The 16,376-nt window shown below is 66.0% G+C and carries 18 protein-coding genes; 5 read left to right on the forward strand and 13 right to left on the reverse strand.

From position 1 onward, the window contains the following. Positions 1–49: 49 nt before the first annotated feature. Positions 50–1,255, reverse strand: coding sequence for a trans-sulfuration enzyme family protein (locus AAG612_RS07550; protein ID WP_342508894.1), 1,206 nt, complete (start codon positions 1,253–1,255; stop codon positions 50–52). 11 nt (positions 1,256–1,266) lie between these two features. After that, positions 1,267–1,830, reverse strand: a complete 564-nt coding sequence (locus tag AAG612_RS07555; RefSeq protein ID WP_342508897.1) for a TetR/AcrR family transcriptional regulator — start codon at positions 1,828–1,830, stop codon at positions 1,267–1,269. Between the two features lie 74 nt (positions 1,831–1,904). On the opposite strand from AAG612_RS07555, the gene AAG612_RS07560 reads away from it, so the two are divergent. Both AAG612_RS07560 and AAG612_RS07565 read left to right on the forward strand, forming a co-directional pair. Further along, positions 1,905–2,297 carry a hypothetical protein gene (locus AAG612_RS07560; protein ID WP_342508899.1) on the forward strand — a complete coding sequence of 131 codons (393 nt, stop codon included), beginning with the start codon at positions 1,905–1,907 and terminating at the stop codon, positions 2,295–2,297. A gap of 109 nt (positions 2,298–2,406) precedes the next feature. Further along, the gene (locus AAG612_RS07565; RefSeq protein ID WP_342508901.1) at positions 2,407–3,690 is read left to right on the forward strand and encodes a phospholipid carrier-dependent glycosyltransferase; all 1,284 of its coding nucleotides are present in this window, start codon (positions 2,407–2,409) and stop codon (positions 3,688–3,690) included. A gap of 76 nt (positions 3,691–3,766) precedes the next feature. On the opposite strand, the gene AAG612_RS07570 is transcribed toward AAG612_RS07565, so the two are convergent. From AAG612_RS07570 to AAG612_RS07595, 6 genes are all read right to left on the reverse strand, one after another. Next, complete coding sequence (locus AAG612_RS07570) at positions 3,767–4,849, reverse strand: glycosyltransferase family 2 protein (protein ID WP_342508903.1); 1,083 nt, start codon at positions 4,847–4,849, stop codon at positions 3,767–3,769. Between the two features lie 19 nt (positions 4,850–4,868). Further along, positions 4,869–5,465 carry a DNA repair protein RecO gene (gene recO, locus AAG612_RS07575; protein ID WP_342508905.1) on the reverse strand — a complete coding sequence of 199 codons (597 nt, stop codon included), beginning with the start codon at positions 5,463–5,465 and terminating at the stop codon, positions 4,869–4,871. Positions 5,466–5,505: 40 nt separating this feature from the next. Then, positions 5,506–5,742, reverse strand: coding sequence for a hypothetical protein (locus AAG612_RS07580; protein ID WP_342508906.1), 237 nt, complete (start codon positions 5,740–5,742; stop codon positions 5,506–5,508). A gap of 109 nt (positions 5,743–5,851) precedes the next feature. Further along, positions 5,852–6,097 carry an accessory factor UbiK family protein gene (locus AAG612_RS07585; RefSeq protein ID WP_342508908.1) on the reverse strand — a complete coding sequence of 82 codons (246 nt, stop codon included), beginning with the start codon at positions 6,095–6,097 and terminating at the stop codon, positions 5,852–5,854. 54 nt (positions 6,098–6,151) lie between these two features. Next, on the reverse strand, positions 6,152–6,706 hold the full coding sequence (locus AAG612_RS07590; RefSeq protein ID WP_342508910.1) for a TspO/MBR family protein: 555 nt from the start codon (positions 6,704–6,706) through the stop codon (positions 6,152–6,154). Between the two features lie 113 nt (positions 6,707–6,819). After that, complete coding sequence (locus AAG612_RS07595; protein ID WP_342508912.1) at positions 6,820–7,560, reverse strand: TlyA family RNA methyltransferase; 741 nt, start codon at positions 7,558–7,560, stop codon at positions 6,820–6,822. Positions 7,561–7,613: 53 nt separating this feature from the next. On the opposite strand from AAG612_RS07595, the gene AAG612_RS07600 reads away from it, so the two are divergent. The 3 genes from AAG612_RS07600 to AAG612_RS07610 all read left to right on the forward strand — a co-directional run bounded on the left by AAG612_RS07600 (position 7,614) and on the right by AAG612_RS07610 (position 10,376). Beyond that, complete coding sequence (locus AAG612_RS07600) at positions 7,614–8,189, forward strand: hypothetical protein (RefSeq protein WP_342508913.1); 576 nt, start codon at positions 7,614–7,616, stop codon at positions 8,187–8,189. Positions 8,190–8,702: 513 nt separating this feature from the next. Then, positions 8,703–9,170, forward strand: coding sequence for a hypothetical protein (locus AAG612_RS07605; RefSeq protein WP_342508915.1), 468 nt, complete (start codon positions 8,703–8,705; stop codon positions 9,168–9,170). Positions 9,171–9,278: 108 nt separating this feature from the next. After that, positions 9,279–10,376 carry a branched-chain amino acid aminotransferase gene (locus AAG612_RS07610; protein WP_342508917.1) on the forward strand — a complete coding sequence of 366 codons (1,098 nt, stop codon included), beginning with the start codon at positions 9,279–9,281 and terminating at the stop codon, positions 10,374–10,376. Positions 10,377–10,427: 51 nt separating this feature from the next. Here AAG612_RS07610 and AAG612_RS07615 read toward each other — a convergent pair whose 3' ends face one another. From AAG612_RS07615 to AAG612_RS07635, 5 genes are all read right to left on the reverse strand, one after another. Continuing rightward, positions 10,428–11,654, reverse strand: a complete 1,227-nt coding sequence (locus tag AAG612_RS07615; RefSeq protein ID WP_342508919.1) for a GGDEF domain-containing protein — start codon at positions 11,652–11,654, stop codon at positions 10,428–10,430. A gap of 74 nt (positions 11,655–11,728) precedes the next feature. Continuing rightward, complete coding sequence (locus AAG612_RS07620; RefSeq protein WP_342508921.1) at positions 11,729–12,616, reverse strand: DMT family transporter; 888 nt, start codon at positions 12,614–12,616, stop codon at positions 11,729–11,731. Between the two features lie 117 nt (positions 12,617–12,733). Then, positions 12,734–13,141 carry a hypothetical protein gene (locus AAG612_RS07625; protein WP_342508923.1) on the reverse strand — a complete coding sequence of 136 codons (408 nt, stop codon included), beginning with the start codon at positions 13,139–13,141 and terminating at the stop codon, positions 12,734–12,736. 63 nt (positions 13,142–13,204) lie between these two features. Then, positions 13,205–15,265, reverse strand: a complete 2,061-nt coding sequence (locus AAG612_RS07630) for an NAD(+) synthase (protein ID WP_342508925.1) — start codon at positions 15,263–15,265, stop codon at positions 13,205–13,207. A gap of 24 nt (positions 15,266–15,289) precedes the next feature. Then, entirely contained in the window at positions 15,290–16,333 is a 1,044-nt protein-coding gene (locus AAG612_RS07635) for a sensor histidine kinase (protein ID WP_342508927.1), read from the reverse strand. Positions 16,334–16,376 lie beyond the last annotated feature (43 nt).

Genomic DNA, 16,376 nt, shown 5'->3' on the forward strand with positions numbered 1-16,376 from the left:
TCGAAGACAGCACCGGCCCCGGGTCAAGCCCGGGGCGACGTGGAGACTGTCAGAGCCCCACCGCCTTGAGCGCCCGGTCCATGTCCTCGCGCAGGTCCTCGATATCCTCCAGACCCACGTTTATCCGCACCAGCCCTTCGGTCACGCCCATCTCGGCACGGGCTTCCTCGCTCATGCCGGCGTGGGTGGTGCTGGCCGGGTGGCAGGCGAGGCTGCGCGAATCGCCGATATTGTTCGACAGGTCGATCAGCTGCAGCGCGTCGAGCAGCGCATGCGCCTTCTCGCGGCTTTCCAGATCGAAGGCGAAGATCGGCCCCGTCGCGCGCATCTGTTCGAGCGCGAGCGCATGGCGCGGATGGCTGTCGAGCCCGGGGTGGAGCATGCGCGGCACGCGCGGTTCCATCATCCGGCCCAGCATCACCGCATTCTCGCTCTGGCGGAAGGCGCGCAAGGACAGCGTCTCGAGCCCCTTGTGGACCACCCAGGCGTTGAAGGGCGAAAGGTTGGGCCCGGTGTTGCGCTGAAACGGCAGCAGCACCTCATCGATCCATTGCTTAGTCCCGCAGACCGCGCCCGCGAGCACGCGGCCCTGCCCGTCCATCAGCTTGGTCGCGCTGTAGGCCACGACGTCCGCGCCGTAGTCCATCGGCTTTTGCAGCGCGGCGGTGGCGAAAGCATTGTCGACCACGGTGGTGATGCCGTGCGCCTTGGCCAGATCGCAGACATGCTGGAGGTCGACGATGTCGAGCGTGGGGTTGGCCGGCGTTTCGAAGAAGAAGACCTTGGTGTTGGGCCGGATCGCGGCTTCCCATGCGTCGTTATCCGCGCTGTCGACCACCGTGGTCTCGATTCCGAAGCGCGGCAGAAGGTGGTCGACCAGCCAGCGGCACGAACCGAACGCGGCGCGCGCGGCGACGCAGTGGTCGCCTGCCGAAAGCTGGCACAGCAGCGCGGCGGTCATCGCGGCCATCCCGCTCGCCTGCACGCGGCATGCCTCAGCCCCCTCCATCAGCGCGATGCGTTCTTCGAGCATCGCGACGGTCGGGTTCTGGAGCCGCGAATAGGTCATCCCCTCGGCCTCGCCCGCAAAGCGCGCGGCGACTTCGGCCGCGTTGTCGTAGGTATAGCCCGAGGTGAGGAACATCGCCTCGCTCGTCTCGCCATGCTCGGATCGCCAGGTGCCTCCGCGCACGGCCTGCGTGGCGGCACGCCATTGCGAGGTGACGGAGCGGTCCATTCCGGTGGTCTTCTTCATGGGGCTAGCGCTTAGGGCGGCGACAGGTCGCCCGCAAGCAGCGCATCGCGCGCAGTGCCCGTATGGCCGACCGCGCCGAGCATCAGCGATCCCTCCATGAGCGTGAGCAGCAGCCGCGCGCCGCCTTCGGGATCGGGATCGTCGGCGGGCATCTGGCGGATGAGCCAGTCGAGCTGGCGCGCGATCATTTCCTGCGCGGCCACCTCGTAACCCGGCAGATCGCGCGCGGCGCCAGCGACGATTTCCCACCACAGCACCATGAAGGGGCGCATCGCCGGATTGGCAGCCTGCGCCATCACCCGGTCGAAGCATTCGCGCCGGGTCGCGGGCCGCGTATCGCCCAGCGCCATGTCGAGCGCCGCAGAATAGATCCCCGCGATGTGGTCGAGCAGTTCGACGATCAGCGTTTCCTTGTTGCCGAAATGATAGACCAGCATCCGGTCGCTGGTCCCCGCAGCCTTGGCGAGCGGACGCAGGCTCGCCCCGCCCAACCCGTGTTCGAGCACGTGCGCGGCGAGCCGCGGCAGCAGGGTTTCGCGGGAAAGCTTTTCGGAGCGGGAGGGTGCTGGGGACATTTCTCTCTTGTAGCGCTCGCTACATTTCACTAGGGCGAAGTGTAGCAAGTGCTACACAACCGGGGAATTCCATCATGACCGCGCTCGAAATCGTCTGGATCGCAAGCCTTATCGGTGGAAGCCTCGGCCTCCTTACCATCCTCGCCGCCAAGCGCGAGACTGGCAATGCTGCCCTCGCTGCGCTTCTTTGCGGGGCATTCGCGGCTTATACGGCCGCGCAGATCGCCAGCGAGGGCGTGGTCGGTTTCTACACCAACCATACCGCCAACCTCACCGGGTTGCAGGTGTGGATCGACCTGATCATGTGCGCCGTGCTGGCAATGTTCTTCATCGCGCCGCGCGCGCGGGCGGCGGGGATGAACCTGCTGCCGTGGGCGCTGCTGGTCGGCTGCACCGCCAGCATCGGCCTGCTCGCGATGGTCGCGCGGCTGTTCTGGCTCGAACGCAAGGCACAAGCTGGCGGTTGACCCGCGCGCGGGGCGTGGCGCTTCGGCAACGCTCGCGAGGCATCGGCACCACCAAAGGTATCAGGCGCGCTTGATGGGCGGACCAAGCGCCCCTAACCCCGCAGCCACGATGACCGCCGAGCGCGAACAGACAAGCGACCCCTTGCTGGCCTGTCTCGGCCTGACATTGGCGTTTTTCCTGCTCTGCCTGTGGCGGCTGTGGCTGCCGAGCGGCGCCTATTTCGACGAAATCCACTATCTTCCAGCCGCGCGCGACCTGCTGAGCGGCGCCGAGTATCGCAACCCCGAGCATCCACCGCTGGGCAAGGAGATCATCGCGGCAGGCATCGCGCTGCTGGGCGACAATGCGGGGGGCTGGCGGATCTTTTCCGCACTGGCGGGCGCGCTGGGGCTGTTCGCGGGGATGCGTGCGTTGTGGCATGCGAGCCACAGGCGCGATGCGGTGCTGGCCTATGGGGTGTTGCTGGCGACCGGTTTCCTGCTGTTCGTCCATGCGCAGATAGCGATGCTCGACATCTTCATGGTCGCGTTCTTCCTCGCCGCGCTGTGGCTGTTCGCGAGCGCATGCCGTCAGCGCAGCGTGGCCCGTGCGCGGATCGATCTGGGCCTGGCCGGGATCGCGCTGGGCCTGTCGATGGCTGCCAAATGGAACGCCGCGCCGCTCGCCCCGCTGCTCGGCCTGTTCTTCCTCGCGATGCGGCTCGACGCGCTGCGTTTGCGCGACACTTTTACCGATGAAGATGCGGGCCCATTGCGCGGGGTTTCGCTGGTCGAAGCAGCGCTGTGGCTCGGCGTGCTGCCGCTGGCGGTCTATTCGGCGACCTTCTGGCCTGCCTTCCAGGTGGAGAACGGGCCGTTTGCAGGAATGGACCTGTTCGGCGCGCATCTGCACATGCTCGAACTTCAGGAAAGCGTGAAGCAGGCGCACCCCTACCAGTCGACCTGGGGCCAGTGGGTGCTGAACAGCCGCGCGATCTGGTATCTCTACGAGGTGACCGACGGCACGCAGCGCGGGGTCATGCTGATCGGCAATCCGCTGACCATGTGGCTCGGGCTTGCAGGCCTCGCATGGTGCGGCTGGGCGGCGCTGGCTTCGCGCCGGGGCGATGCGGCGGCGGTCTTCGTCCTCTATGCGCTGAGCATCGGCTTCTGGATCGTCGCCGCCAAGCCGATCCAGTTCTACTACCACTATTTCCTGCCGAGCTGCTTCCTGCTCGCGGGGCTGGCACTGGCGATCGAGTGGCTGAAGGCGCGCGGGATCGGCTGGGCATATTGGGCGGTGCTGGCGGGCAGCGTGGCGGTGTTCGCGTGGTTCTACCCGATCCTGAGCGCCGCCGAGCTGGGCGACGTGCAGGCGTTCAATACGTGGATGTGGCTGGATGGGTGGAGATAGTTTGACCGGTGCCGGGTGAGGGCTTGTGGCGGGCGCAGCCGCTGACGAAGGCAGCTGGGAACAGACGCCACATTAGCTAAACCCTCCCCCACACAAACCGGTTCGACAGCGCGTAATTCCACACCGCGCCGACCACGATGCCCGCCAGCGCGGCGAGCACCCAGCCCACCCCGCGCATTTCGAGAAAGCTCGCCAGCGCGACATTGGCGAGCGCGCCGATGGCGCAGGCCGCGCAGAACACCGTCCAGCCGCGCAGCCATGCGGGCACGGTCTTGAGCCGCTTGTCGCGGTAGGTCAGCCAGTTGTTGAGCCAGAAGTTGAAGGTCATCGCGGCGAAGGTCGCGATGGCCTGCGCCTTCCAGAAAGTGGCAGTCATGTCCGGGTAGAACAGCGCGAGGATCGCCATGTGCACCAGCACGCCCACGCCGCCGACCGTGCCGAACAGCATGAAGCGCGTCGGGACGATCTGGCCGAGGTAGCGCTCATACAATCCGACGAGGAATTCGAACGCCACCGCGCGGTCGAGCTTGCTTGTCCCGCTGCGCCGCTCGCCGAACCGCATTGGCACCTCGGCCACGCGCAGCCGCTCGGGCGAGACGGAGAGGATATCGAGCAGGATCTTGAAGCCGATGCCCGACAGCCGCGGGGCGAGCGCGCGCACCCGCGCGGTCTCGATCAGGAAATAGCCGCTCATCGGATCGCTAAGCTCGACCCCGGTCAGGATCCGCGCGAGCCGGTTGGCGAGGCGCGAGCCCTTTTCGCGCCGCGCGCTCGACAGGCCATCGGCACTGGCTCCGTCCGCAAAGCGCGAGGCGACGACCAGATCGGCGCCTTCGAGCATTTCCAGCATCTGGGGGATCAGCGCGGGGTCGTGCTGGTGGTCGGCATCCATCACCGCGATCACCGGCGCAGGCGTCGCGCAGGCCCCTTCGATCACCGCCGAGGCGAGGCCGCGTCGGCCGATCCGCTGGAGCACGCGCACGCGCGGGTTTGCCTGAGCCAGCGCGCGCGCTTCGTCCGCCGTACCATCGGTGCTATCGTCGTCGACCACGATCGCTTCCCAGTCGAGCCCGCCTAGCGCCTCGCCCAGCCGGTCGACCATGGAGCCAAGGTTCTCGCGCTCGTTGAGCGTGGGCAGGATGACCGCGATTTCCGGCACTTGCGCTTGCCTCGCCCCTCTATGCTATCCGCGCCAGCCGCTCGAGCAGCCGACCGCGCGCGGCCATAGCATCGCCCCGCCGGTCGGCAAGCAGGTAGCGTTCGAGCGCGGGCGCGATCCGGCGCAGCGCGTCGAGCGTTTCGGGAAGTTCGCCCGGCTCGGGTTTCAGACCGCCATAGCCCAGATCGCGCAGCAGCAGCGCTTCGTAGGATAGCAGTGCGGGGGCCCAGCCGCGTGCCGAGGGCGCATGGCAGATCGCATCGAGCAGACCGCCCAGCGCCTCGTACAGGCGGGGATAGGGATTGCGCTCGGGCAGCGCGGACGCGGTGAGCGCGGTGACCCACAGGATCGCGGCGGCGGGCAGCGGTTCATTGAGCCATGGCGCACGGCTGGTGACCAGCTCGACCTTGCCGAAGGGCAGCTGGCTGGCGGAGCGCGCGCGGATATCGGCCTCCACGACGTTGCCGGGGATCACCACGGGCCGCAGCCGCCGCCCCTGCCCGCCCGCGACATAGGCCGCGACCATGCCTGCCTCTGCGGTCAGCGCGCGCAGGATCACGGCGTTCTCGCCATGCGCGCGCGCCGCGAGAACGATGGCGGGGGCCTTCAACTGCATGACGGCTAGCTAGGCAGAGCGCCCGGCGATGGGAAGCGGTTTACCCCGCCATCGCTTCCTTGGACGCCTTGACCGCCATCGAGCGTGCGCGGCCCATCGACCAGTTGGCCTGCATCCGCACTTCGGGGTTGGGCGCGCACCAGATTTCGCCGGTGGCATCGATGGCGGTCACCCACAGCAGGTTGTGTTCCTGCCCGTAATCGATGACGCCGAGCGCATAGCCGTCTCCCTTGCCGAGGACATGGAGCGGGATCGGGGGATCGAGTTGTGTAAACATGGCGCGAAGACCTCTCTTGCGGCAATTGAACGCGCAAAAGGGTCGGGCGCACCCGATCCATCATTTGGTAGATTTCGATGTGAGTCAGGCGCTTTTACGCCAGCGCGGTTTACTTGCGCTTGGCTTCCAGCGCATCGAGCCGCTTGGCCAGCGCGTCGTTCTCGGCGCGGGCCTTGGCGGCCATTTCCTTCACCGCCTCGAATTCCTCGCGGCTGACGAAGTCCAATCCGCCGACGGTTTCCTTGATCCGCTCGCGCGCGCCTTCCTGCGCCTCGCGCGTCATCCCGGCGAAGGTGCCCGCGGCACCGTTCACCAGCTTCACGAAATCGGCGATCATGGGGTTCTGGCTCTGCATAAGCTCAGAAATGGCGTGCGGACCCCGGTTTGTCCAGAGCCCGCAGCGCGCGCCTTACAAATCTATCCGCTGCACCGCGCCGGTGGTGTCGGCGCCGTCGGCTTCGGGGTTCATCTGCTGGATCTCGTAATTGAGATAGCCCGCGAAGATCGACCAGGCGAGATACGGGATCAGCAGCACCGCCGCGAGTTTGCGCACCCGGGCAAACAGGATCATCGTGATCAGGATCATCACGTTGAGCGCGGCGATCAGGTACAGCGCATAGGTAATCTCGTGCTGGCCGAAGAACAGCGGGGTCCACGCAAGGTTCAGCGCGAACTGCACGATGAAGGCGACTATCGCGATCCCGCGACCCTTCGCGCCCCAGGCCGAGCAGACCAGCGCAAAGGCGAGGCCCATCATCACGTAGAGAATGCCCCACACGATCGGGAACAGCTGCGCATCGGGATAGAAGTCGGGCTTGGCCAAGGCAGCGAACCACGGGTCGCCCTCCCCCGTGCCGGCAAGCTGGCCTGCCAGAAAGCCGAGCAGCACGATGGCGGGCACGATGAACAGTGCCCAGCGAATGAAACTGGCGCGCAGTTGCGCGCGCGAAGCCAGTGTCGTCATTGATCCTCCCGACGGAAAAGTGCGACTCGCCTTGTCTCGCCCCTCCCGCAGCGACAAGCAAGGTGGCAGACCCATACCGAATTGGCACGGCGCTTTCACCTTTTGCTAACGCTTTAGTCGCCTCTTTTTGCAGCAATAAGAAATTCGATGTTTCCCTTGGGCCCCGTGATCGGGCTTTCGACGATACCCTGGACGACCCAGCCATCGTCTTCGAGCCAGCCGCGCGCCTCTTCGCAGACTCGCAGGTGCAGCGCGGGATCGCGCACCACGCCGCCTTTACCGACCTCTTCGCGCCCGACTTCGAACTGCGGCTTGATGAGCGAGACGAGCTGGCAATGCGGCGCGGCCAGCTCCAGCGGGCGTTCGAGCACCTTGGCCATGCCGATGAAGCTCGCATCGCACACGACCCAGTCGCAGGGTGCATCGATCTGCTCGGGCGTGAGGATTCGCGCGGACGTCTGTTCGAGCACGGTCACGCGCTCGTCCTGCCGCAATTTCCACGCGAGCTGGTTGGTCCCGCTATCGACCGCGAACACCCGCGCCGCGCCGCGTTGCAGCAGCACATCGGTGAAGCCGCCTGTCGAGCTGCCGATATCCATCGCGGTGGCGCCCGCGGGATCGAGCGCGAAGGCATCGAGCGCGTGGGCGAGCTTCAGCCCGCCCCGGCTGACCCAGGGATGGTCGCGTCCGCGCACCTCGAGCGGAGCGTCGCTCGCCATCGCCAATCCGGGCTTGGCAATCTTGCTCTCGCCCGAAAAGACCACGCCCGCCATCACCAGCGCCTGAGCCCGGGCGCGGCTTTCCGCCAGCCCGCGCTCCACCAGCATCTGATCGACCCGCATCTTCTTTGTCATGGGAAGCGCATTAGCCATGGACCCCCATCGGCTCCAAGCGCATTAATAGCGGTATGAACAAACCCCGCATCGCCACCCCCGCCCGTATCGCGCTCGCCCTGTCGCTGCTTGCGGTGACCTGCTGCCAGACGCCCGAGCCGCCGCCGCCGCCTACACCCACGCCCGCGCCCCCTGCCCCCGTCGCAACGCAGGCGCCCGCGCCCAAGCCGGTCCCGGTCGAGCGCAACTGGATCGACCGTCCGCAGACGCCGGGCGACTGGAGCTATGTGGAAGAGCCGGGCGAAACGCTCGCGCTGTTCGGATCGCCCGGTGCGATCAAGCTGGTCTTCGCGTGCGACCTCGACACCCGCAAGGTGAGCATGGTGCGGCCCTTGTCCGCCATCGGTCCGGGCGATGTCGCGATGCGGATCAGCGCCGAGACGACCTCGCGCCCGCTGATGGCGGCGCGCGTGGCGGGCTCGCCCGGACAGGCCCCGGCGCGGGCGATCGCGACGCTCGACGCGCGCGATCCGCTGCTCGACGCGATCGCGATCACGCGCGGGCGCTTTGCCGTGGAAGTGGAAGGCGAGCCCGGCCTCTACGTGCCCGCCTGGGCCGAGGTGACGCGGGTGATCGAAGACTGCCGCTGACGACAGCGCGCCCCAGACCTGAAATCCGCGCCCTGAAATCCGCGCCCTGAAATCCGCGCCCTAAAGTCCGCGTCCTGAAAACCGTATCCGGGGGATGGCGAATTCCCTGCCGCCCCATCGCTTCGTGTGGGCGACCGGGGGTCTTTTCGCGAGCGCACAATTATGACGGGGAAAAAGATATTTACAAGGCTTGTGCTGGCGAATCAGGTGACTCACAAAGGGTCTTGAGAGCGGCGGTGCACGACGCTTCTCGGCCCCCGGTGATACGGTGCGGGTCTTGGCTTACAAGCGCGAAAGGAGGTGATCCGATGTCTCATGGTTCAGCAGAGAGGTCGGCAAGTTTCCGCGCGAGGCACTATCGGTAAAGTCGCATACCTTTAGAGGCTTCGTGAGCGGCACTTCCTGGCCGCTGACCATGCGAAGGGCAGTACTCCGACGGGCAGTGCTGCCCTTCACATTTTTGGGCAGCACGATAAGATTCGCATCACGCAATGGGCCGGAGGAAGTGAACACATGGCGATTTTTGTTGGGATGAGCGCAGCGGCGCTGGCGATGGCGCTGCAGGCACACGGCACCGGCCCGCAATTCGACACCGATACCGAAGCAGCGACCGCGCCCTGCGTCGGGGGATATGGCGAAGATAGCACTCCGACCGCTGCCCAGTGGCAAGAGATCATCGCCTGCGTCTTCGGCAACACGGCAGCGCAGATGGATGCCCAACTGCCACAGAAGATCGACGAGATCACCACACTGGTGTCGGTCTCTTCGAACGGCCCGACCTTCAATTACACCTACGTGCTTGATGTCGCGACGGCAGAGGTCGGGCAGGCGAACATCGACTCGCTCGAAGCCGCGACACGGCAGAATGCCTGCACCGAGCCATCGATGAAGCAGACGATCGGCCTCGGCGGGGCGTATTCCTATCGCTGGGTCGACCGGAGCGGCACGCAGATCACCACCCTGCGCATCGACGCCTGCTGACGCGCAACTTATGAAAAGTTTACAGCCAAGTTTCTGAAATTTTTTGCCAGACCCCTTGCCCCATCCGGCCCTTGGCAATAACGGCCTCCTCCACAGGAGAACCCACCAATGGCCGACGCGCCGATGATCGATTTCGCACACCTGCCCCACCCCGCGCCGGTGCCGTCCGCAACCCGCGACCAGGCGCTGGCTGATCCCGGATTCGGATCGCTGTTCACCGATCACATGGTGACGATTGCTTTCGATCCCGAGCATGGCTGGCACGATGCCAAGCTTTGCCCGCGCGCGCCGATCCCGCTCGATCCGGCAGCGGCCGTGCTCCACTATGCGCAGGAAATCTTCGAAGGGATGAAGGCGTACCGATGGGAAGACGAAACAGTCGCGCTGTTCCGTCCGCTGGAAAACGCCCGCCGCCTCAATGCGAGCGCCCGGCGCATGGCGATGCCCGAGCTGCCCGAAGAGCTGTTCATGGAAAGTCTGCGGCTGCTGATCGAGACCGATCGCGACTGGATGCCCACGGCCGAAGGCAGCTCGCTCTACCTGCGGCCCTTCATGTTCGCCACCGAGGCGTTCCTCGGCGTGCGGCCTGCGCGCGAGTATCTCTATTGCCTGATCGCCAGCCCGGTCGGCAGCTACTTCAAGTCGGGCGTGAAGCCGGTCGACGTTTGGGTGAGCCGCGATCACACGCGCGCGGCGCCCGGCGGCACGGGCGCGGCCAAGACCGGCGGCAACTACGCGGCCAGCCTCAACCCCCTCGCCGTAGGGGTCGAGAATGGCTGCCAGCAGACCGTGTTTCTCGACGCGATCGAGAAGAAGTGGGTCGAGGAACTGAGCGGGATGAACCTGTTCTTCGTGTTCAAGGACGGCAGCGCGATCACCCCGCCGCTGACCGGCACGATCCTGCCCGGCATAACCCGTGACAGCCTGATCCAGATGCTGCGCGAAGAAGGGCTGCAAGTGCGCGAGGAGCCCTATTCGATCGACCAGTGGCACGCCGATGCCGAAAAGGGCGACCTGGTCGAGAATTTCGCCTGCGGCACCGCCGCGGTCGTCACCCCCATCGGCAGCGTCAACGGCCCGGACGGGAAATTCGTGATCGGCGATGGCGGGACGGGGCAGCTCACGCAGAAGCTGCGCGACCAGCTTCTCGGCATCCAGATGGGCACCGCGCCCGATCCGCATGGCTGGGTCGTGAAGCTGGACTGAGTACGCCAGGCGGGGCGAAGCCCGTAGCGCGCTCAGGTGCTTTTCTTGAGCTTAGCCGGCAAACCCCGGGGCGCCCACACGGTCCGCCAGCCGCACGACGTTCCGCCCCGCAGTCTTCGCCGCATAGAGTGCCTCGTCGGCGCAGTCTATCAGCGCATCCGTGGACGGACCGACCTTCTTTCGCATCGCCACGCCGATGCTCACGGTGATCGATACGCGTCCGCCGATTTCGAGCGCGACGGGCCGCTGCGCCACACTGTGCCGCGCCCTCTCGGCAAGGCTCAGCGCTTCCTGCTCGGTACAATGCTCGACCACGGCGACGAATTCCTCACCCCCGACACGGGCCACCGTTGCGCCGGATGTCACGAACTGTTTCTCGAGCTCCTTCGCGACCTGCTTCAGCGCGCGATCGCCTGCGGTATGCCCATGGGTATCGTTGAATAGCTTGAAGCGATCGACGTCGATCATCATCACCGCCAGATCCTCGCCATTGATCACCGACGCGTGAAAGGCAGTATCGAAGATCCGCTCGAAATAGCGGCGATTGGGCAGGCCGGTCAGGTCGTCGCGGTGCGAAAGCTCGCGCAGCTGCTCGTTCGCTGCAAGGAGACGCTCCGAGGCGAGCCGCCCGCGTATGGCATAGAGGAAATTGCGGTCCTTCAGCGTCGCGGTACGGAACGGCACGGTGAGCGCGACGAGACTGATCGCAGAAAGATAAGCCAACACCCCGAAGGCTTCTTGCTCGGCAGCGGGCGGCAACGCCGCCCAGATGGCCCACATCGTCGCAACCGAAAGGAAGGCCATAAGGGCGATCGATGCCACCCGCAACGGCAGGATTACGGTTGCCAAGACGACGATCATTGCCGCCCCCATGACATAGCCGCCCTCCGCTGAGGCACCGTTATGCATCCCGATATATCCTGCCACGCCCGCGTAGCACACGACCGGCAGGATCGAGGTCCAACGCTGGATCACCCACCCCCCTCGCAGCGCGGCATAGATTGCGACACAATACGCGGGAACCACCAGGCCGAGGCGCAGAACCAGGCCCTGTTCGAAGATCTGCGGGCCATTCGTATAGTCGAGCGGCAGGCACAGCAGGCAGGAGATAAGCGCAATTGCATTGATGAATGCCAGCTCGCGCCGGCGACGCGGCGCCTGTTCGGAACGCCACATCTCTTGCAGGACGGCAGGCCATCTGCGGAAGGGCAGGCTCTGGTCGGCAGCCTGCTCGACCATGGCTTCAATATCGTGCGGGAGTTTGGGGTCGGGCTTCACAGCCGAAAGATTACGCGCGAGTGGTTAATATGCCCCTTTGACCCGTCAGAATTGCGACGGGGGCTGCCCCGAGCCTACAGACGCGAGCGGACCAGCAGCCGCTTGGTAAAGGTCTCGCTCGGCCGCAGCACCAGGATCGCGACTCCGGCAACGGCAACCGCGCCGCCTACCAGCAGGGGCACGCCGACCGAATCGCCGGTCAGCCACGCGCCGAGCGCCACGGTCATCAGCGGGTGGAGCAAGGTGAAGGGCACCACGAGGTTCGCGTCATGCTCTTTGAGCGCGTTGAAGTAGATGACGTGCGCGTAGACCGATACAACCAGCCCGGCGAAGATTAGGCAGCCTAGGACCTTGAGCGGATTGGCCATCAACGGCTCGACCGGGGCGGGCTCGGTGACGAAGGCGAAGGGCAGCAGCACCACGAAGGAGGCGAGCGCGGACCACGCCTGCAATGGCTTTCCGCCGACGTCGATTTTCTTGACGTAGACCGACCCCAGCGCCCCGACGAGGCATGACAAGGCGATCCAGCCGAGCCCGGCGGAGCTTTCCCAGCCCGAGGGCGAAGCAATGGCGATCACCACCCCGAGGATCGCCAGCGCGATGCCGACACCGCGCCGCCAGCCGACGTTCTCCCCCAGCAGCACGATCGCCAGCAGCACCGTCATCGGCGCACCCGACAGGCTGACGATGCCTGCGGTGGAGGGGCTCGCATTGGCCAGCCCGATGGCGAAGAGCGCGAAGGACCCGCCGCCGATGGCCAGCCCCACGGCGCTTACCAGCGGCCAGTTCCTGGGCAGTGGGCGCAGCAGCGGTGCCAGCACGATGACCGTCAGCAGAGCGCGCAAGGCGGCGTAGAAGATGGGCGGCATGCCCAGGTCGTCGACCGCGACCTTGCTGACGACGACATTCAAAGCCCACAGCAGGTTGACGAGGATCAGGAGCGCGATGGTCCGGGCGGGCATTCGCGGCCCCATAGAGAGCGTCGCGGGTCGGCGCAAACCCTCAGATTGCACTAAACCGCGCCGATCTTTCGACCGACCGCGTGGCTGCTTCGGACGCCCGGATAAGCGGGCTTGCGGCTACTTGCGTTTTTTCGTCTTGTCGCGCGGCTCTTCGGGCGGATCGAACAATGCGGCGGCGTCGGCCTGATCCTGCAGAATGCGCGAGCGGGTTTCGAGGAAGCGCCGTTCGCTGTCGGTCATTTCGCCGTCTGCGGCGTAGGCCGACGCGAGCAGCTCGATCTGGCCCTGCTGCCGCCGGAGCGAGCGCCGCTCGCTCCGGGTAAGTTCGCCATTGTCGCGGCGCCGGTCGATCTCGGAGTCGTTCTCGCGCAACTCGCGCGCGACCGCGACGGTGTTTTCGTCGGGGCCGTCAGCCACGGGCATCGGGTCGAAGGTGCCCGTCTGCGGGGAGGACGTGTCGCCCATGCTCATGCACGCGCCCAGCGGGGCCGCGAGAGCGATCAGCAGGAAATGACGGGCTTTCATATCTGTTCTCCCCTTGCCGATATGCTCTGCCCGAGCGCCTGAATTGCGGATGAATTGGCCGCGTCAGCCTTCGGGCACATTGTCCCGCAGCTGCGCCAACCACACGTCGGCCACCGCATCGCTCGGCGCGCGCCAGTCGCCCCGCGGGGATAGCGCCCCGCCCATTGAGACCTTGGGTCCGTTGGGCATCGCGCTGCGCTTGAACTGGCTGAAACCGAAGAAGCGTTGGCAGAACACCTCCAGCCATTGGCGTATCTCGCCGAGCGAGTAGGCGCGCTTGCCATTGTCCGGAAAACCGATCGGCCATTCACCGGCGTCCGCGTCTTTCCAGGCGTGATACGCGAGGAAGGCGACGTGGCTGGGCGACTGGCCGTAGCGGGCGATGTGGTGGAGGAAGAAGTCGTGCAGCGCGTAGGGGCCGATCTGATCCTCGGTGCTCTGGATCGCGCCATCCTGACCCGCCGGGACCAGCTCGGGGCTGATCTCGGTCCCCAGCACGTCGTCGAGCACTTCGTTGAGCGCGGGCGTGAACTGGTCGGTCTCCATCATCCAGCGCATCAGGTACTGGATCAGCGTCTTGGGCACGCCCGAGTTGACGCCATAGTGGCTCATCTGGTCGCCCACGCCATAGGTACACCAGCCCAGCGCCATTTCGGAGAGATCGCCGGTGCCGATCACGAAGCCCTTGTGATGGCCTGCGAGGCGGAACAGGTAGTCGGTTCTGAGGCCCGCCTGCACGTTCTCGAACGTGGTGTCGTAAACCTCTTTCCCGGCGGCATAGGGGTGGCCGATATCCTCCAGCATCCGCTCCGCCGCGGGGGTGATGTCGATCGTGTCGGCGGTGATCCCCGCCGCTTCCATCAGCAGAATCGCGTTGTTCTTCGTCCGGTCCGAGGTGCCGAAACCCGGCATCGTATAACCGCGAATGGTCGTGCGCGGCAGGCCCAGCCGGTCGCAGGCGATGCACGCGACCAGCAGCGCATGGGTCGAATCGAGCCCACCCGAAATGCCGAGCACGAGCGACTTGGCGCCAGTCGCCTCGATCCGCCGCATCAGCGCATCGACCTGGATGTTGACCGCCTCGTAGCAATCCTCGTCCAGCGTCTTGGGGTCGGCGGGGACGAAGGGGAAGCGGCGTACGGCGCGCAGCAATTCGCGGTCGCCCGGCTTATGGTTATGTTCGAAGCGCACCCGGCGATACCAGTCCTCGGGGCGGCCCGCGGCCTCCGCCGCGTCGTGGAAGGTGCCGTTGCGGGTGCGATCGTTGACGATGCGCTGCGTATCGATGTCGATCGCGCACAGTTCGGCCGTCAGGTCGAAGCGCACGCTCTCCTTCACCAGCGCCCCCAGTTCGTAGATCACGCCCTGCCCGTCCCACGCGAGGTCGGTGGTGCTCTCGCCATGCCCGCTCGCCGAATAGGCGTAGGCGCACATGCCCCGGCTGGAGCTGGACTGGCAGTGCGAGTGCCGGTCCGTCGCGCGCCCGATGGTGACGGGCGAGGCGGAAAGGTTGCACAGGATATGCGCGCCCGCCATCGCGGCCATCATGCCGGGCGGTTGCGGAGCCCAGAAATCCTCGCAGATTTCCATTCCGAAAGTGAAACCGGGCAGATTGTCCGCCGCGAAGATGACATCCGTGCCGAAGGGCGCCTCGTTCCCTGCGATCGTCACATCGAGCCCGTGGCAGTTGCGGCCATGGGTGAACTGCCGTTTCTCGTAGAATTCGCGGTAATTGGGGAGGTAACTTTTGGGCACCACACCCAGCAGGCGGCCATCAGCAATAGCGAGCGCGCAGTTATACAGCCGCGCACCGCGCTGGATCGGGGCGCCGACCACCAGCACCGTCGTCAACCCCGCGCTTTCCTCGACAATCCGGCCGATCGCCGCTTCCGCCGCGTCGATCACCGCCGCCTGCAAATGCAGGTCGTCGATCGCATAACCGGTGACGCACAGCTCGGGATAGACGGCGAGGTCCACGCCCGCCTCGTGCGCGTGGCGCGCCTCCTCCAGGATACTATCGGTGTTGCCGGTGACATCCGCAGGGCGCACGCGCGGCGTGCAGGTCGCGACGCGCACGAAGCCGTGCGTGTGCAGATCGTAGAAGGGGTGCGCGCGGTCAGCCATTACAGGCCAGCGGCTGTGCCCCGCTCACGCGCCCGACACAAGGGGGACGCCCCCGTTCTTGTCGCTGGCGGATCGAATCCGCGTCAGGCTGACCCGGCAGCCGCGCTCGCCCACCTCGACCGAATGATCGGCCTCGGCCTGGTTGGCAAAGGTCCGCATCAGGCTCTGGCCGAGCCCGCCATCGGCATCGCTTGCCGCGCCCGTGCCCGCGCCATCGTCGCGCACTTCGAGCCGCCAGTCCGCTGCCGTGCCGTCGAGCAAAATGTCGAGCGTGCCCTTCCGCCCGTCGCCGAAGGCATATTTCGCGGTATTGGTCAGCGCCTCGTTGAGGAACAGGCCGACGGCGACCGCCTGTTCGCGCGGAAGCGAGATCGGCGCGATCCGGCGCGTCACGGTCACGTTATCGTCGAAGGAGGCATCTACTAGATGGTCGATGACGTCGCCGAGGTAGCTGTCCATGTCGATATCGCCCTCCTGCCGGTCGGCCTCGTCGACGGCGAGCTGCGCATAGGCGCGGCTGAAAGAGAACACGCGGTTGGCGGCATCTTCCAGCGCGGCGGCGGCGGCGGGATTGTCCTGCCGCCGCTTCTGCAGTTCGATCATGCTGGCAACCAGTGCGAAGTTGTTCTTCGTGCGGTGCTGCAGCTCGGCCATCAGCCAGCGCCGACGATCGAGCGAATCATGCAGCTCCGCCTCGCGCACGCGCACGGCCCTGCGAAACACCTCCGCCAACACGACGACCACGCAACAGGCGAGGAAATTGATGAATACCCGAGCCGGATCGCTTTCCTGCGCGAAGGCGAACGACCAGCTGTCAGGCAGCACAACGTACCATGCCCACAGGAACGATGCGATCAGGCACACGATCCCAGCCCACAGCCGCCCGAACAGCGTGGCAATAAGCACGGTGGGATAGACGAGCGCAAAGGGCCCCGAAGTAGGCGCGATCATGTCGATCAGCGTGCGCAGCCCGATCATTGCGACCGCAAGCAACAGACCGAAAACGATCTGTGGGACAAGCGGCGGAACGCTTGCCGGTAAGAAATTCGCCGCGTCGATCGCGGTCATCTTGTGGTTGGGCAACTGCGCTCTCTTCTCAAGCCATGGGGCC

The sequence above is a fragment of the Citromicrobium bathyomarinum genome, assembly GCF_038594605.1.
Classification (GTDB): Bacteria; Pseudomonadota; Alphaproteobacteria; order Sphingomonadales; family Sphingomonadaceae; genus Alteriqipengyuania; species Alteriqipengyuania bathyomarina_B.

What these genes read in the sequence shown, in the direction of transcription:
- AAG612_RS07610 (WP_342508917.1), top strand. Translation starts at nt 9,279, where the DNA reads ATGGCCGACGCGCCGATGATCGATTTCGCACACCTGCCCCACCCCGCG.
- AAG612_RS07590 (WP_342508910.1), bottom strand. Translation starts at nt 6,706, where the DNA reads ATGACGACACTGGCTTCGCGCGCGCAACTGCGCGCCAGTTTCATTCGC.
- AAG612_RS07595 (WP_342508912.1), bottom strand. Translation starts at nt 7,560, where the DNA reads ATGACAAAGAAGATGCGGGTCGATCAGATGCTGGTGGAGCGCGGGCTG.
- AAG612_RS07600 (WP_342508913.1), top strand. Translation starts at nt 7,614, where the DNA reads ATGAACAAACCCCGCATCGCCACCCCCGCCCGTATCGCGCTCGCCCTG.
- AAG612_RS07605 (WP_342508915.1), top strand. Translation starts at nt 8,703, where the DNA reads ATGGCGATTTTTGTTGGGATGAGCGCAGCGGCGCTGGCGATGGCGCTG.
- AAG612_RS07580 (WP_342508906.1), bottom strand. Translation starts at nt 5,742, where the DNA reads ATGTTTACACAACTCGATCCCCCGATCCCGCTCCATGTCCTCGGCAAG.
- AAG612_RS07560 (WP_342508899.1), top strand. Translation starts at nt 1,905, where the DNA reads ATGACCGCGCTCGAAATCGTCTGGATCGCAAGCCTTATCGGTGGAAGC.
- AAG612_RS07620 (WP_342508921.1), bottom strand. Translation starts at nt 12,616, where the DNA reads ATGCCCGCCCGGACCATCGCGCTCCTGATCCTCGTCAACCTGCTGTGG.
- AAG612_RS07565 (WP_342508901.1), top strand. Translation starts at nt 2,407, where the DNA reads ATGACCGCCGAGCGCGAACAGACAAGCGACCCCTTGCTGGCCTGTCTC.
- AAG612_RS07555 (WP_342508897.1), bottom strand. Translation starts at nt 1,830, where the DNA reads ATGTCCCCAGCACCCTCCCGCTCCGAAAAGCTTTCCCGCGAAACCCTG.
- AAG612_RS07625 (WP_342508923.1), bottom strand. Translation starts at nt 13,141, where the DNA reads ATGAAAGCCCGTCATTTCCTGCTGATCGCTCTCGCGGCCCCGCTGGGC.
- AAG612_RS07630 (WP_342508925.1), bottom strand. Translation starts at nt 15,265, where the DNA reads ATGGCTGACCGCGCGCACCCCTTCTACGATCTGCACACGCACGGCTTC.
- AAG612_RS07550 (WP_342508894.1), bottom strand. Translation starts at nt 1,255, where the DNA reads ATGAAGAAGACCACCGGAATGGACCGCTCCGTCACCTCGCAATGGCGT.
- AAG612_RS07585 (WP_342508908.1), bottom strand. Translation starts at nt 6,097, where the DNA reads ATGCAGAGCCAGAACCCCATGATCGCCGATTTCGTGAAGCTGGTGAAC.
- recO (WP_342508905.1), bottom strand. Translation starts at nt 5,465, where the DNA reads ATGCAGTTGAAGGCCCCCGCCATCGTTCTCGCGGCGCGCGCGCATGGC.
- AAG612_RS07635 (WP_342508927.1), bottom strand. Translation starts at nt 16,333, where the DNA reads ATGACCGCGATCGACGCGGCGAATTTCTTACCGGCAAGCGTTCCGCCG.